The organism is Pseudoalteromonas sp. Of11M-6 (assembly GCF_022347905.1).
In the GTDB taxonomy this organism is placed as follows: Bacteria; Pseudomonadota; Gammaproteobacteria; order Enterobacterales; family Alteromonadaceae; genus Pseudoalteromonas.
Map to the genome: position 1 here is coordinate 1 of NZ_JAKRFW010000051.1, position 15350 is coordinate 15350.

Below are 15350 nucleotides of genomic sequence, written 5' to 3' on the forward strand. Positions count from 1 at the left end.
CCACCGGCTTTGAGCACGGCCAAAATAGCAATAAGCATCTCGCTACTGCGAGAAAAGTAGAGGGCGATAGGGGTATCGGCAGGCAATAGGCCAGCTTGGGCTTTGGGGTGCTGAGCAAGGATTTGCTGTGCAAGGGCATTGGCTTTACCGTTCACTTCGGCATAAGACAGTGCTTCACCACTGCTGGTTAACATAGCCGTCTGCTCAGGGGTGTTAGCGGCGTGCTGCTCTACTAAGCTGGCCAAATCTTTGTCGGTGGTAAACGACTCGGCGTTGTTGTGCCATTGGCTAAGCGTTGTCTGCATTTGGTTATTGACCAAGCTAATGCTTTGATGGCTTTGTGTCAGTCGCTCCCCAAGCTGAACCAAAATAGCTTGTACTTGGTCAAGGATCCACTCTGCCCGCGCTGTGCTTAACCATTCCCCGTTGTAGTGCATCACAAAGTCTAAGCGGTCTTGCTCGCTTTGGGCCACCACAGAAAGCGGATAGTCGCCTTTCTCTATTGATTCTCTGAACTTCCAACTGCCGGTATTTTCTGGAGTCGGGTAGTTTTCAAATACAAATAGGGTATGGAACAAGCGTTGACCATCACGTTGCAGTTTTGACAAGCTCATGTCGCTGTGGCTATTGAGTGCAGCTACGCCTTTTTGAATGGCTTTGAGAATGTCATTACAGCTTGCTTCTGCATGCCAATTCACCACTAAAGGTAAGGTGTTGATGAACAAACCGACCGCTTGTTCAATCCCATTGACTGGAATTTCACGACCGGAAACTGTGCTACCAACAATCGTTTGGCTATCACCAGAATAGGTTTGCAATAACTTATGCCAAGCAAATTGCAGTGCAACGTTGAGGGTTACGCCAGCTTGTTGACAAGTATGTTGTAGCGACCTAAACGCCTCGCCTTGAAGGCTAAATTGTACCGATTGCACTTGTTCTACAATTCGACTTTGCGACAAGTCATATTGGCCACCAAGCAACAAGTTAATATCGTTTGCGGTATCAAATTCGGCTTGTTGTTGCTGCCAGTAAGCCTGAGTTTGCTTGGCATTTTTAAGGTAATAAGCTTGCGCCTCTAAATAGGTTTGCTGCGCTTGCACCTCTGGTGTTTTCCCTGCACAAAGCTGGCGATAATACTCAGCGACAGCTTGCAGCATTAACGGTCCACTCCAGCCATCATTAATGGCATGGTGCTCGGTTTTGATAAGTGTGTAGAGGTTTTCACTGCGCTTAAATAAGGTGAAGCGAATAAGCCCCGGTTGACTTAGGTCAAACGGAACTTGTCGGTCTGCGGCTTGGGCTTTGCTGATGGCTTGCTGTTGGCCGTGCTCGTCAAGGGATGACAGATCTACTTTGGTGAAGTGGCTGTCATCGATACTGGCATCGCGACACACCACTTGGAGTAGACACTCTTGCCAATCAAAAGCGGTGCGAAGAATAGGGAAGCGAAGCGATGCTAAACGCCAGGCATGAATAAAGTGTTCAACCTCTAGCGCTTGTTCAATATCCATGACCAATTGCACTCGGTAGGCATCATCCGTTGGGAAGTTAACAGCATGATAGATAAAGCCTTGTTGCAAGCTATTAGCTGGGTAAAGTGCTTCGATATTATAGTGCTTGCTCAGCGCTTGATAATGCCCATAAGACAAGTCGCTTAATCCCAAATCGCTAGGGGTTTGCTGTGGTGTTTGCGCGGCTAGTTCACAACTTGCATTAATGACCTGATGAAGCGCCATTTCAAAGTGCTCAACAAATGCCAACGACTGTGATTGGTTCAACCTCGAAACCACATCAAAGTGAAGCTTGTCACCGCGAACTGCGCCATTGATGTTGAGTAGCAGTGCATTGTCAGCCTGAGCGTTTGCCTCAGTCATCACATAGCCTGCTTGAGTATCATCCAGCTGCCAATCTCGGTTTTGCTGTTGTTGCTGATTCAATTGACCTAGGTAGTTAAAGCTCACCTGAGGGCGAATTGCGCTGACTTTGTCTGCTTGCACAAAAGCGCCATAACCCACGCCTTTATCCGGGATTTGGCGCAGCATTTCTTTGGTGTTTGCGATGGTTGCAATAACGTCGTCGTGGTGTTCAAGGCGCACAGGATACACACTGGTAAACCAGCCTAAGGTTTGCGACACATCCAAGCGCGGATCTATATTTTCACGACCATGACCTTCAAGTTGAATATGATTAACGGTACTGTCAAAAGTGCTGTGTAGGGCAATATTGAGTGCCGCCAAAAGCAAGTCGTTAATGTCAGTATTCAAACCAAGATTGGCATCTCGTAGCAATTTAGCGGTCGTTTCTTGCTCAAACGTGATGCTGTATTGTGATTGTGCTGAGTAAGTGGGTTGGCTAGTAAAGCCTTTTTGTACCCGCTGCCAATAGTACGCTTGCTCAGGGTGAGCCGAAGGGTAGGTGGCAATGGCATCCACCCACTGACGATAGCTGGTAAGCTTGTCTGTTAGTGCTTCACCATTTAATAGGGTTTGTAAGTCTTGGCTTAACACCCGCCACGATACCACATCAATAATGGCATGATGGAAGGCAAAGAATACCTGACTGCCCTCGGCCGTTTTCACCAACGCTGCCTGCCACAGGGGGCCATTGAATAAATCAAATTGGCTTTGTAGTTTGGTCAATTCGTTAAATAACGCGTCTTTACTCAGAGCCGTTGCATCAAGTAATGGGACTTCAAGCTCTATTGCCGCTTGGTACGCTTGTTTTACCCCGTTGCTGGTCTGAACAAAGTGACAACGTAGCATGTCATGATGCTCGCTCAGCGCTTGAATAGCTTGAGTCAGCCCCGGGTGTTCAATGTGTTCAGGTAAGTTAAGGGTAAATGCTTGGTTCCAATGGTGTGGATTTGGTAGTCCTAAATCGAAAAACCACTGTTGGATAGGCAGTAGTGCAAACTCACCACTTAACCTACCTTGCTCCGTGATAAGTTCAATGGTTTCAGTGCTAACGTGTTGAATTAAATAGGCCTGCGCTGCCACGCTTGGGGCGTCAATGATGTCTTTAACCTGAAGGTTAAAGCCAGCTTTACGCAGCGCAGACACAAGTTGAATACTGACAATAGAATCGCCACCGACTTTGAAAAAGTCATCATTAACGCCCACTTGTTCTAGGCCCAATACTGACTGCCAAATACCACACAATTGTTTTTCTAATTCGCTGCTCGGGGCTTGATAGTTGTCTTCATCCACCACGGTTGGAGTGGGCAATTGCCTGTGATCCAGCTTACCATTGTTGTTAAACGGTAACGCCGACATCACTTCAAAATAGCTTGGGATCATATAGCTAGGTAAAACCTGAGCCAGTTCCTGTTTTACTGCATTGAGGTCTAACTCGCCGTGCTCTGGTACCACGTATGCAGCAAGTTGCTTGTTGCCCGCTTGTTCGAATACCACCACAGCGGCGACTTTCACTTGCGCCAATTCGTTGAGTTGAGCTTCTATTTCAGCAAGCTCAATCCTAAACCCGCGGATCTTCACTTGGTGATCGTTACGGCCTAAAAACTCTAGTACGCCAGACTCGGACCAACGTCCTAAGTCTCCCGTTTTATACAGTTTATCTAGCCCGAGTTGTTTGGCCTTTGCGCTTGCAAACGGGTTATCGATAAAGCGCGCAGCACTCATTTCTGGTTTATTAAGGTAGCCACAGGCAAGTCCCGCACCCGCTATAAATATCTCGCCTGTCGCGCCGTATGGCACTGGATTAAGATGTTTATCAAGCAATAATACTTGGCGATGATTAATGGCTTGGCCGATGGGCACCGGGCCATCAATATTGGCACATGGATAGAAAGTGGTAAATGTCGTGCTTTCAGTTGGGCCATATGCGTTTATCACCAACTCTGGTCGCGTATCTCTGGCGAGAATGCGTTTAACTATGCTTGGAGTGATTGCCTCACCGCCTGTTAGTACGCAGCGGACATTGTCATAAATATCAGATTGTTGTAAATACAGCGAATCAAACAGTGTGCGTGTTAGCCAAAGTACACTAACGCCGTGCTGTTTAATTAACCTTGATAGGCTGTCAGGATCCGCGCCTTGTTGCGCACTTGCTACAACCAATTTGCAGCCGTTTATCAGTGGTGTCCAAATTTCAAACGTTGCGGCGTCAAAATTTGGATTAGATAGGTGAATAAACACGTCGTTTTCTGACGTGTTTATTAAATCAGTATCTTGTACCAAAGAAACAACGCCACGATGTGGAACGACCACGCCTTTTGGCTCACCTGTCGTACCGGATGTATAGATCACATAGGCTTCGGTTTGCGCATGTGCGCCTGATAGTACGGGCGCTGCATCAGACAAAGACAAGCTATCTAAGCAGGTAATTTGCGGCTCTGCATCACAACTTGCAACGAGTGTTTCGATACGCGGGCGCAGCTCGCTTTGTGTTAAAATCAAGCCAAGTTGCGTGTCGTTGAGCATATACTCTATGCGCTGATCTGGATAGTCAGGGTTAAGCGGTACATAAGCACAACCCGCCTTTAGGATAGCCAGTTTTGCGATTACCATTGCAATAGAGCGTTCACAGAAAAGCCCAACAAAGCGATGGCTAGCGCCAACGTCCATATGATCTTTAATGTAGGCGGCAAGATTATTCGCGCTTTGTTCTAATTCTTGATAGGTCAGCTGCATTTCGCCTTCAACCAGCGCTATTCGAGTTGGCGTTTTTTGTACTTGCTGAGCAACCAATTCATGGATAGTAGAGTGCAAATAATCTGCATGCTCATCTACCTCAACCATTGGTGCTCGCTCATCATTACTTAACAAAGAAATTTGGCTATGCGGCTGGTTCTCATCAGCAATAATGGCATCTAACACCAATGTCATTTGGGTGAGCAATCGCTGTGCTTTGCTTGGTGCCAACATGGTTTCGCAGAAGCTTAACTTGAGTAATAAGATGTCCTGTTGCTCAACTACACTGATGGTGAGTGGATAGTCTACTTTTTCAATCATCTTATCGAATGACCATTCGAGCACGTCTTGTCCCGCTGGTGTCGGATAGTTTTCAAATACAAATAGACTGTTGAACAGGCGAGTATTCGGCTCTTGTAGTTGCGACAGTGAAACACTGCTGTTGCCGTTAAGTTCTGCAATTTTTTCTTTCAGTGCTGTAAGCTGGGTGCGAATACTGGCAGGTTCTTGCCAATCAAGGGAAAGAGGTAGGGTGTTGATATATAAACCAACACTGGCATGGATCCCGTCAATGGGGAGTTCACGACCCGAGACCGTTGTGCCTACTATGGTTTGCTCAGCGTCGCAGTAATATTGCAGTACTTTATGCCAAGCAAATTGCATTAAGACGTTCAGCGTTAGTCCGTGTTGTTTAGCAAATGCTTTGAGCTGTTGATGGCGCTCTGAAGAGAGCTTTAATTCGCTCGCCGCTGCTTTGTGGATCTGTGACGAGCCAGATTGGTCAATATTTTTACTCAATAAGCGGTTGATATCATTGGGCTCACCAAATTGTGCTTTTTGGGTTTGCCAATAGCTATCGCTAGATTTTTGATTTTGCTGATAGCGCGCTTGTGTTTGTAGGTAAGCTGTTTCTTCTTCAACAATGACCGGCTCGCCTTTGGTTAGTTTGGCATAGTTTTGATGCACGGTTTGTAGCATCACCGGAAAGCTCCAACCATCGCTGATGCTGTGGTGTTCTGCTTTAATTAGGGTGTAATGTGCATCGGCGCGTTTAACAATAGCAAAACGCATTAACCCAGGTTGAGTCAAATCGAAAGGCGTATTACGGTCGTCGTGAATGAGCTTATCGATACGCGTCTGTTGTTCAATGTGGTCTAACGTGCTGAAGTCGTGAAAACTGAAGTGATTTGGGGTAAATCCCGCCCCTCCTTTGATCACTTGGATGATTTCATTTTCCCAGTTGAACGCGGTACGTAGCGCAGGGTAACGCATTGATGCCAAGATCCAAGCCTGTTGGTAAGCATCGACATCGAGTGCTTGATGGTAATCGATGACTAACTGAACGCGGTAAGCATCGTCATTTGGTTGGGCAAGGTGATGATAAACAAAACCTTTTTGCATACTGTTAGCATCAAAGATGGCACGGATCTCAGATGCCTTTTTATGCTCAGTCGCTAGTAACTGTTCAAAGTCTTGTTCGGAAAAAACTTGCTGCGATACAAGGTAATCTAATAATGCGGCTTTATTTGCTTTGAGGTAATCAACCCATTGTTGGCTGAGTCCTTGCTCACCATGGACAATTTTAAGTTTGTCTCCATTGGCCCAAAGCGCAATGTTATCCTTTGCAAGTGATTGGCATAAATTCAACATGGTTTAAATCTCTAATTCTTGTGTTTTTTCAGACTGAGTCGTGGTTTGTTCTAGTTGTGTTTCACTTAACTGGGATTGCAGTGCAGCTAGTTGCTCCTGAGAAAGCGAGCCCGCACCAAAGTCGCTAGGGGTGCTTACACCGCCGCGCTTTTTCGCCTCGAACGCCGTATCCAATACATCATGCAGCGCTTGTGTTAAGTGAGTAGCGAAGGCATCGGTAAGATTGCCATCTAGTAATGAATCCACTTTGATCCTGAGTTGCTCGCCCTGAACCAGCGCATTGATATCGAGGATCAGATCCGAGCCGTTTTGTGCAGAACTTGTCTCGGTTTGCAGTTGGTTGTCTATCTGCCAAAGCGCATCGCTTTGCCCACCCATTTGGCCCAGGTAGTTAAAGCTGATACTTGGCAACGTTAAGCTGGTGTCTTGCAGTTGTGCACTACCAAAACCAAGACCTTTATTCGGGATCTGGCGTAGCGCTTCTTTGGCATCAATAATGGTGTCGCTTAGTGTCGCTTGTTGAGTCAGGCGTAGCGGGTACAAACAAGTGAACCAGCCAATTGTTTGGTTGATATCAGCATCATCACGCCACATTTCACGACCATGACTTTCCAACGTGATAGCATGCTGAGTTTGCTTAAAGGTTTTACTCAATGCTTGGCACAAAGCAGCCAGTAGTAACTCTTCACCTTGCGTATTGAAGCCTGCATTCGCGTCACGTATGAAGCGGGCCGTGGTGTGCGCGTCTAGCTCTAACCAAGCGGTTGACGGTGTTGCAGCCATGCTTGGCGGATAGCTTGGCAAGTTGGTTGCTAAACGCTGCCAAAATGCCATTTCCTGCGGGTGTGCTGCCGGGTACGCTTGCATCATTTCTACCCACTGTCGATAGCTGGTACGTTTACTCAGCAACTCTCCTTGTGCTAAAAGGGTTTGCAGATCTTGCGCGATGATCCGCCAAGAAACCGCATCGATGATTAAGTGGTGAAGTGCAAAGTGAAGCAGGTCGTAGTCTTCGCAAAACGCTTCGATATGTGTAACTTGCCAAAGTGGGCCATTACAAATATCGAACTGGCTTTGTCGCGCGTTGAGTTCTGCTTGTACATCGTGTGACTTGCCGTTAAGGACGTTGAGTGGCGCCATGGTACTCACATCGTTATATTCTTGCGTAATATGGCCTTCAAATTCCATAAAGGTTGTGCGCAACATATCATGTTGATCACTTAAACTGTGTAGCGCCTCTTGTAATTGAATTTGGCTAAAGCCGCTTGGGATCCTGATTGCAAATGCCTGATTCCAATGATTCTCCTCCGGTAGTGCTTTATTGAAAAACCATTGTTGAATTGGCAGTAGATCAAAGCGTCCGCTCAGCAGGCCTTGCTCCTGTGTTATCTCTCGTTGATTCGCTTGTACGCTAACAATACGCTGACTTAACGCCGCTGCAGTTGGACAATCAAAGATATCTTTTACTTGCAGTTCAATGCCTTGCTTTCTGAGCAAAGCAACGAGTTGAATAGTGAGAATAGAATCACCACCGATAGCAAAGAAATCATCTTTGGTGCTCACTTGCTCAACACCAAGCAAAGTTTTAAATACTTCACACAGTTGCGCTTCCGTTTCGTCTTGCGGCGCCACATATTCGCTTTGGCTTACCAATTCAGGCTCTGGCAACGCTTTACGGTCTAATTTACCGTTGCCAGTCAAAGGTATTTCCGCAAGCTCAGTCCACGTTTTTGGCTGCATATAACTGGGTAGCGCTTGACTCACATGGGCTTTCACTTGGGCAGTTTGGCCGTGATGTTGTGGCTTAAACTTGATATAAGCGGCTAGGTAGGGAACCCTTTGTAGGGTACGGTCGATAACCACCGCTTGGGCAACTTCTGGCAATTGGTTGATCACGCTTTCGATTTCACCCAGTTCAATACGGTAGCCTCGGATCTTCACCTGATTATCGTTACGACCGATATACTCCAACTCACCATCCGGCAGGCGTCTTGCCAAGTCACCGGTTTTATACAGTCTGGCTCGTCCTTGTTGAATATCTTGTTCGCTTGCGTACGGGCTGCTAATAAAGCGTTCTTGACTGAGCGCTTCGCGGTTTAAATAACCACGAGCAAGACCTGCACCGCCAATATATAACTCACCGCAGGCACCGGGTTCGACCAACTGCAATTTGGAATTTAGTACGTACGCTTTCATATCTAATATGGGTCTACCGATATGAGAGGCTTTAGAACTTGATTGTTGCGTGAGTGCTTTATAGGTGACATGCACCGTGGTTTCAGTGATCCCATACATGTTGACCAATAGCGGCTGTTCATCGCCGTAGCAGTTCCACCAAGGGTTGAGCATTTCGGGGTTGAGTTTGTCACCACCGAAAATCACATACCTCAGTTTGTCAAAATTCAATTTTGCGCTTAGTGCCGCTGCACTAAATTCATAGAATGCGGCAGGAGTCTGATTAAGCACAGTCACTTGATTGTCTGAACAGTAGTCTGCAAAGGCCTCAAAATCGCGGATCAGGCTGTTGTCAGGAATACAGAGTTTACCGCCATAAAGTAGGGCACCCCACATTTCCCATACACTAAAGTCAAAAGTATAGGCATGGTAAAGCACCCAAGTATCGTGATGGTCAAAGCCATAATCTTGCTCCGTCGCCGTGAACAATCGAGCGACGTTTTCATGAGTTTGCATCACGCCTTTTGGTTGGCCAGTCGTACCCGAGGTATAAATGATGTATACCAAATCCTGCGGTGATTGGTTTATGACAGGGGCTGTGTCGCTTTGTTGCTGGGCATTGAGTGGTGTAACTAATGGGCAAGCCACCTCCGCCAAACGGCATTTTTCTTGTGCAGCGGCATACTCTTGCTCATCGACAATCAATAGGCTTGGGTTAGTATCACTTAGAATAAAGGTTGTTCGCTCGCTGGCATGGTCGGGAGACAGCGGCACATAAGCCGCACCCGCTTTAGTGACAGCAAGAATTGCAATCAGCATCTCGATAGAAGGCTGCATGTACAGCGCAATTAACGTATCGGCAGTGAGGGGTTGTTGATACTGAGACTGATATTGCTCCCGTAAATGCAAGGCAAGGGCGTTGGCTCTGGCGTTAAGGGTTTTATAATCGATAGATTGTGTTTGGGTTTGTAGCGCGATTTGATCTGGGTGTTTACTTACCGCTTGTTCAAACCAGTGATTTAAAGTGGTGTCGGAAAAGAACGTTTCATTATCTTGATTGCTGCGCGCCAAGATCAGCTTTTGCTCTTCTTCATCGAGTACAGGCAGCTCGGCGATATTAAGATCGCTAGAGTGGGTAAGTAATTCAATAAAGCGCGCCTGAATATCGGTGATCCGTGTCATTGCCACGCGAGAAAAGACAGACTTAGCGGCGACCACTTTACGACAAAGGCCTCCTTCTGTTTCAAAATGCGTAAATTCGATATCAAATTGTGAAACACCAGGCTCAATGGATACCCCTTTGATAATGGTATCTCCCGCTGTGCCCAAAGCAAGTTCGTACCCTTGGCGACCAATCATCAACGGGGTTATCCCTGGACGAATGCCATTGCTTTTTAGCTTGGCTAAGTAGTTACAGGTGACATTAATATGCTTCGCAGCGTCTTTATTATTATTTCCTGACAGCAGTAATTGGGTGAGCTGGTTACTGACTTCACTGATAAGCGATGCGCCTGTGTACTGCTCAATATCGCAAATAGAAACCGTTTCAACGTCTGAGTAATGACCTAAGATCGCACGGGTTTTACGGGTGCGGCGAGCCATCGGGATCCCTATGGTCAAATCGGTTTGCCCAGTGGTATGAAATAAAGTCAAAAAGACGCTGGCAAGCACGACGCTAAAACTCGTAACGCCAGCTTGAGAGGCTACCTGTTTTACTTGTTTGAGTGCCTCTGGGTTTTCTTCACGAAACGCGATGCCGTCATAATGGTGCGCTAGTGCCTCAGTATTACTCTGGTAAAAATCGATAGGATAGAGTTCGCTCTGTTGTGAAGTTGCTGCACGCTCAGGCTTTTCTTCAAACATCACTTGATAATCAAGGGGGGCGAGATCAAGTTCAGAGTTATCAAGCACCGCTTCTATACATGCGAGTAAATCGCTCATCAGTACTTGCAATGCCCACTGGTCACAGTTGATGTGATGCCCTTTGATGGTTAATAGCAACCGAGTTTCTGAGCTACAAGCGTAGAATTGAAAGGTCTCTTTAGTGATATCGATAGCTTGCTCAATTAAAGTTTTGGCGGTGACAGAGTCACTAAAAGCGGCAATCTCATCAGGCACGGCTAATAACTTAGGGGCACTGGCTAATAATTCGAGTTGTGGTTCGCCTTGAGCCTCATCAATACGACTCGATAAAACTGGGTGCCTTGCAAATAGCAACACCAAGGCTTGCTCTAGTGCCTCGGCTGTGAGCCCGCCGGTAAATTGTACCGCGCAAGCGATGTTATATACTGGATTTGCCAAATCAAGCTGTTGGGCTTGCCATACGTGAAGTTGCCTCGTTGTCAGTGACTTGAAATTGGCGGAATTGGACTGTGAGTTCATTGCGTGATCCTTGTTTTTTCGCCTTAACACAACGGCTTTTGCCAGTTTGCTTTTTGGTATTTTGTTTGCTGCAAGCGTGCTAGGTGTCGCGCTACTGCGGCGACAATCACCTCACACGCCAGCGTTGGGCGTTGCTGTAAATACATATGACCGCCATCGACATGATGGTATTGAAAATAGTTCTCGCAGTACTCAGACCAAGCTTGGTGTGACTCAGGCTTAACCAAGTGATCTTGTGTGGCGAGGATCAGTTCGACCGGCATCGTTAACGTAATGTCAGTACTGACGGGTTGCTCGGCTAACATAAAGTCGTCTTTAAACATGGCGGCCACAACCGCTTCTACGTCCTTCGTTAAACGATGTTTAGGCAGCATGTCGAGATGATATAAAGTCGTGAGCAAGTCCGAGTCAGTCAATTTTGAGTACTGGGTAGCTGAAGGAATACTTGGCGCGCGACACCCTGATAGACAGAGTAAATCCGGTGTTGTCAGTGCGTGTTTAGCAAGATGATCGGCAAGCTTATAAGCCACCATCCCGCCAAGACTGTGACCAAAAAACACGCACAGCCGCTCACTACGCGGCTGAAGTTGCGTGCTACTACTTAGGTGACTAAGTGCCTCATCCCAGTCCCGTAAAGATTGCATGCCTGCTTTAGTACCACGGCCCGGTAAGTCGATGCCGTGGAGTTGCCAATGCGCAGGTAAATGTTTGGCCCATTCCCTAAAAAACAAAGAAGAGCCACCTGCGTGATGGAAACAGTATAAGTCAACCGGCATCATAGCTTGAGCTCCAGCGTTGGTGTGAATGCGATGGATTGACCGGTGAGCATGGTGTTGGTTTTCATAAAGTTGACTAGGTATTCCACCAAGTCTTGATAGCTGTATACCGCAGGTCGTGCACCCAATACACCTCCTTTTAGGTTGCGCTTTTGGATTCTTGCGGCTTTGCTATCGGTAGCCAGTAGCGGTAACACAAAACTGTTAACTGCCAGCTTGCTACCTTGATACTCGCGTGCGAGCGTCATCATCAACGCATTATGAGCGTGGTTACAGACACTGGCGGTGGCTTCTAATTCGTAATTTAAGGTGTCTGATTGAGTTAAAAAGACGAGGTTTCCACCACTTACTCTGAGGTTGTCCGCGATGACTCTGAGGACCGAAAATACGCTTTCTAGACGCGCAATCACTTGCTCGCCAACGGCAATGTCTTCGAGTAGATTGCTTTCATCTAGGCGATTGGCACAATGCAGTACCATCACTTCTTGCTGATTATTATTGAGTTCAAACCAATCTAGTAATGTATTGGTATTTAACTCCGAGAGGGGAGCGTTGAGGTGGATATGGCTCGCTTCTGGATTATGCTCGAGCACCTCAGCACTTGCATTGATAAGGAGTAACGGATGTTTTTGCGACAGCAAATGGGTAACGAAGTGGCTATCAAACTCACTTGTTGGATAAAGTAAAATAAACGCTTGAGCATTCATACCGCAAGCCCTCCATCCAAACGAAGCACATTTCCAGTTTGGTAGTTAGAGGCGCTAGAAGCGAGATATAGCGTGGCATCAGCAATCTCTTTGACGCTCCCAACACGACCTAGTGCGGTATGTTTAAGCACCGGGTTGATAATGCTTGCGGGGATATCATCAATCATATCGGTTGCAATAAACGTCGGAGCGAGTGCGTTACAGTAAACACCACAGTGACCATATTGCCGTGCAATAGTCCGAGTGAGGCCAATAATTGCGCCTTTTGAGGTCGCGTAGTTGGCTTGGCCTTCACGTCCGCTTATTCCACTTTGCGACACCATGTTGATGATCTTGCCTGCACCTTGCTTAGTCATGACTGGTAACACCGCTTGGCAACACAGCAATGTACCCTTGAAGTTGATATCTAACACGTTATGAAAAGCGTCGTACGACATCTGAGAGAACAAGCTATCATTCGTGATCCCAGCGTTATTCACTAACACATCAACCCGACCCGTGTCGCTTATCGCTTGGCGAATAGCGGAGTTGACGAACTCGCTGTCGGTAATATTGCCGCTTTGTTGAGTGAAACGAGCTTGATACTCAGGTTTGTGTAACTCCGCGATGGGGGTTTGTGTGCGACAAATACCGTATACTCGAGCACCACCTTGCAAAAAGGCGAGTGCGATGCCTTTGCCTATCCCTTTGGATACGCCAGTCACTACTACTGTCTTTCCAGTAAACACAACCAAGTTCCTTAATCCGTGTAAACAATCGTGAGTTCGGCTTTTGCAACCAACTCATCTTCAACGTGTGCTTGTGCTTTAAAGCGCGCCATCGCACCAAATTCAGTTTCTAGTTTTGCCGTTACTTTAATGATTTCGCCGGGGCGAACAGGGCGACTAAATTTGGCTTTTTCTATGGAAGACAGCATGCCCCCTTTGTGCGTGTTGTTGCAGCACAAGCCGCTGATCTGCGCCATGGTCTCAATGATTAACACACCAGGGAAAATAGGCTCATCCGGAAAATGTCCTTGCAGGCCTGGCTCGTTATGCGAGACGAACTTCAATCCAACAATCATCTCTCCTGGAGAGTGTTCGATTATCTTGTCTGCAAACTTAAATGGTGCCTTATGCGGCAAGTTATCGGTGATCATGATTTTTCATCTCCCCAGTCAAAGCAGAAGTAAACGATGAGGAAGAACACCACGCTGGTGACGCCTAAAATAATCAGTTGACGACTTACCGCAGCCAGTTCAACGCCTTGGTTTGCGACTAAGCGCAGTGCATCCAAAAACGCAGTGGTTGGCAGTAACGAAACTATTTCTCGCAGTAGAGTGGGGAAGTTAGCGGTGTCGAAATAGATGCCCGATAAAAACATCAATGGAAAGTAAAGTAAGTTAGCTATCCCTGATGAGACTTCAACCCGTTGGCTACGGGCGCCGACTAACACGCCGAGCATACAGATACAAAATGAACCGAGTGCCATTACTGCAATGATATCCAGCACGTTTCCTTGCAGCGTGTAACCAAATAAAAAGTGAAATGCGACGAACAGAATCAGCATTTGGAACACCAGCAAGAATAAGCGTGCGAGCACGATCCCAATGATGTAATCACGGCGTTTGAAAGGAGAAAGGCGTAGACGTTTAAAAAAGCCGTTTTGTCTGTCCGACACTAAACTGTTGGCAATCGACACCAGTGCTAAACCAAGGACTTGTAACACGATGATCCCCGGGATCAACCAGTCAGTGTAACGATAACCTTTGACGCTAATGACATTGCTTCGCATCTCTTCGCCGTTAGCTTGCGCTTTAAGACGCAATAGATAGTTACGTGCCATTAACGACTCATCGGAGTTATGAGTAGAAAACATAGCATTGGGGGCAAGATAAACTTCAGGGCTCACCTCATTTTGCAGCTTACGTAGCACTGAGCCTGGTGAGCTGATCACTTCCGCCAGCTGAGCAGAAGCAAAGCTGTCTTCCAGCACAATTGAATCGGTTTGTGAGAGGCGGGTAACGGTAACGAGTGGATCTTCCTCCATCGCTTTAAGCCATTTCTGTTCAATTTGCTCGCCATGCATCACCACCACATTCATAGGAGACATTTTTGGTCCACCGGAGAAGGCTTGGATCAACAATAGGGCGATAAAAATAGGTAAACCGAATGTCCATAGCAATACCGCTTTATCACGGAAAAAAGGTCGAATATTGACCATCATTAATTGCCAAAATGGATATAACTTAGTTTGACTTAACTCAGGCATAACTTTCCCTCTCCATCGTGGAACCTGTGAGTTTCAAAAATACGTCGTTGAGTGTGGCTTTTCTGGGTTCTTTAATCACCGGAGTCTCAAAGGTGCGATTAATAATGTCGCTTGGCGCGCCTGACTCTATGATTTGACCTGAATTAATGATGGCCAAGTTGTCGCATAAGAACTCTGCCTCATCCATGTAGTGCGTCGTTAACATCACACAGGTACCAGCTTCTTTGAGATCTTTAATGATGTGCCAAAACTCCTGGCGACTCGTGGGGTCAAGTCCCGTAGTTGGCTCATCTAAAAACACCAACTTGGGCTGGCCAACCACTGCCATCGCCAAAAATACGCGTTGCTTTTGTCCACCGCTGAGTTCGCTTAGCCAAGCGTCCTTTTTCTCGCTTAAATTGAAGCGCTCAAGCAGCGTATCAATTGGCGTGTAGCTTGGGTAAAAGCTGGCAAATAGCTCGACGCACTCTTTTACTTTGAGTTTTTCGTAGAGGTTATTGTGTTGCATCACGCCACCCATAAGGCTGCGAAGTTTGGTTTCGTGTTGCTTCCAATTAAGACCGAATAACGTCACTTCACCTGACGTTGCACTACGCAAGCCCTGAAGTATTTCCAACGTCGTGGTTTTTCCGGCGCCATTGGGCCCAAGGAGTCCAAAACATTCGCCTTCGCTAACGCTAAAAGAGACGTCATCGACGGCAACTTTTCGTGTTCTTTTGTAGACCTTCCTTAAGTTCTTCACTTCGATCACGGTCGTCATC

Annotated in this window: 8 protein-coding genes; all 8 read right to left on the minus strand. The window is 46.8% G+C overall.

Features of this window, described 5'->3' with window-relative positions:
• A partial coding sequence (locus MHN32_RS19645; RefSeq protein WP_239422587.1) for a non-ribosomal peptide synthetase occupies positions 1-6299 on the minus strand: 6299 nt, incomplete at its 3' end.
• Positions 6300-6302: 3 nt separating this feature from the next.
• Positions 6303-10856, minus strand: a complete 4554-nt coding sequence (locus tag MHN32_RS19650; RefSeq protein ID WP_239422588.1) for a non-ribosomal peptide synthetase — start codon at positions 10854-10856, stop codon at positions 6303-6305.
• A 23-nt stretch (positions 10857-10879) separates the two neighbouring features.
• Positions 10880-11635, minus strand: a complete 756-nt coding sequence (locus MHN32_RS19655; protein ID WP_102056427.1) for an alpha/beta fold hydrolase — start codon at positions 11633-11635, stop codon at positions 10880-10882.
• Positions 11632-12339 carry a hypothetical protein gene (locus MHN32_RS19660; protein ID WP_102056428.1) on the minus strand — a complete coding sequence of 236 codons (708 nt, stop codon included), beginning with the start codon at positions 12337-12339 and terminating at the stop codon, positions 11632-11634. Before MHN32_RS19660 ends, MHN32_RS19655 begins: the two co-directional genes overlap by 4 nt.
• Complete coding sequence (locus tag MHN32_RS19665; protein ID WP_010606256.1) at positions 12336-13067, minus strand: SDR family oxidoreductase; 732 nt, start codon at positions 13065-13067, stop codon at positions 12336-12338. Before MHN32_RS19665 ends, MHN32_RS19660 begins: the two co-directional genes overlap by 4 nt.
• A gap of 11 nt (positions 13068-13078) precedes the next feature.
• Positions 13079-13477 (minus strand): 3-hydroxyacyl-ACP dehydratase FabZ, encoded by a 399-nt coding sequence (gene fabZ, locus MHN32_RS19670; RefSeq protein WP_010369411.1) that lies wholly within the window; start codon positions 13475-13477, stop codon positions 13079-13081.
• Positions 13474-14589, minus strand: a complete 1116-nt coding sequence (locus MHN32_RS19675; RefSeq protein ID WP_010369409.1) for an ABC transporter permease — start codon at positions 14587-14589, stop codon at positions 13474-13476. Before MHN32_RS19675 ends, fabZ begins: the two co-directional genes overlap by 4 nt.
• Positions 14582-15349: an ABC transporter ATP-binding protein gene (locus tag MHN32_RS19680; protein ID WP_010369407.1), complete on the minus strand. Its 768-nt coding sequence runs from the start codon at positions 15347-15349 to the stop codon at positions 14582-14584. The genes MHN32_RS19675 and MHN32_RS19680 overlap by 8 nt, the downstream gene beginning before the upstream one ends.
• Between the last annotated feature and the right edge of the window lies 1 nt (position 15350).

Excerpts from the sequence above, each read along its gene's own strand:
- MHN32_RS19650 (WP_239422588.1), bottom strand. The coding sequence starts at position 10,856 with ATGAACTCACAGTCCAATTCCGCCAATTTCAAGTCACTGACAACGAGG.
- MHN32_RS19655 (WP_102056427.1), bottom strand. The coding sequence starts at position 11,635 with ATGATGCCGGTTGACTTATACTGTTTCCATCACGCAGGTGGCTCTTCT.
- MHN32_RS19660 (WP_102056428.1), bottom strand. The coding sequence starts at position 12,339 with ATGAATGCTCAAGCGTTTATTTTACTTTATCCAACAAGTGAGTTTGAT.
- fabZ (WP_010369411.1), bottom strand. The coding sequence starts at position 13,477 with ATGATCACCGATAACTTGCCGCATAAGGCACCATTTAAGTTTGCAGAC.
- MHN32_RS19675 (WP_010369409.1), bottom strand. The coding sequence starts at position 14,589 with ATGCCTGAGTTAAGTCAAACTAAGTTATATCCATTTTGGCAATTAATG.
- MHN32_RS19680 (WP_010369407.1), bottom strand. The coding sequence starts at position 15,349 with ATGACGACCGTGATCGAAGTGAAGAACTTAAGGAAGGTCTACAAAAGA.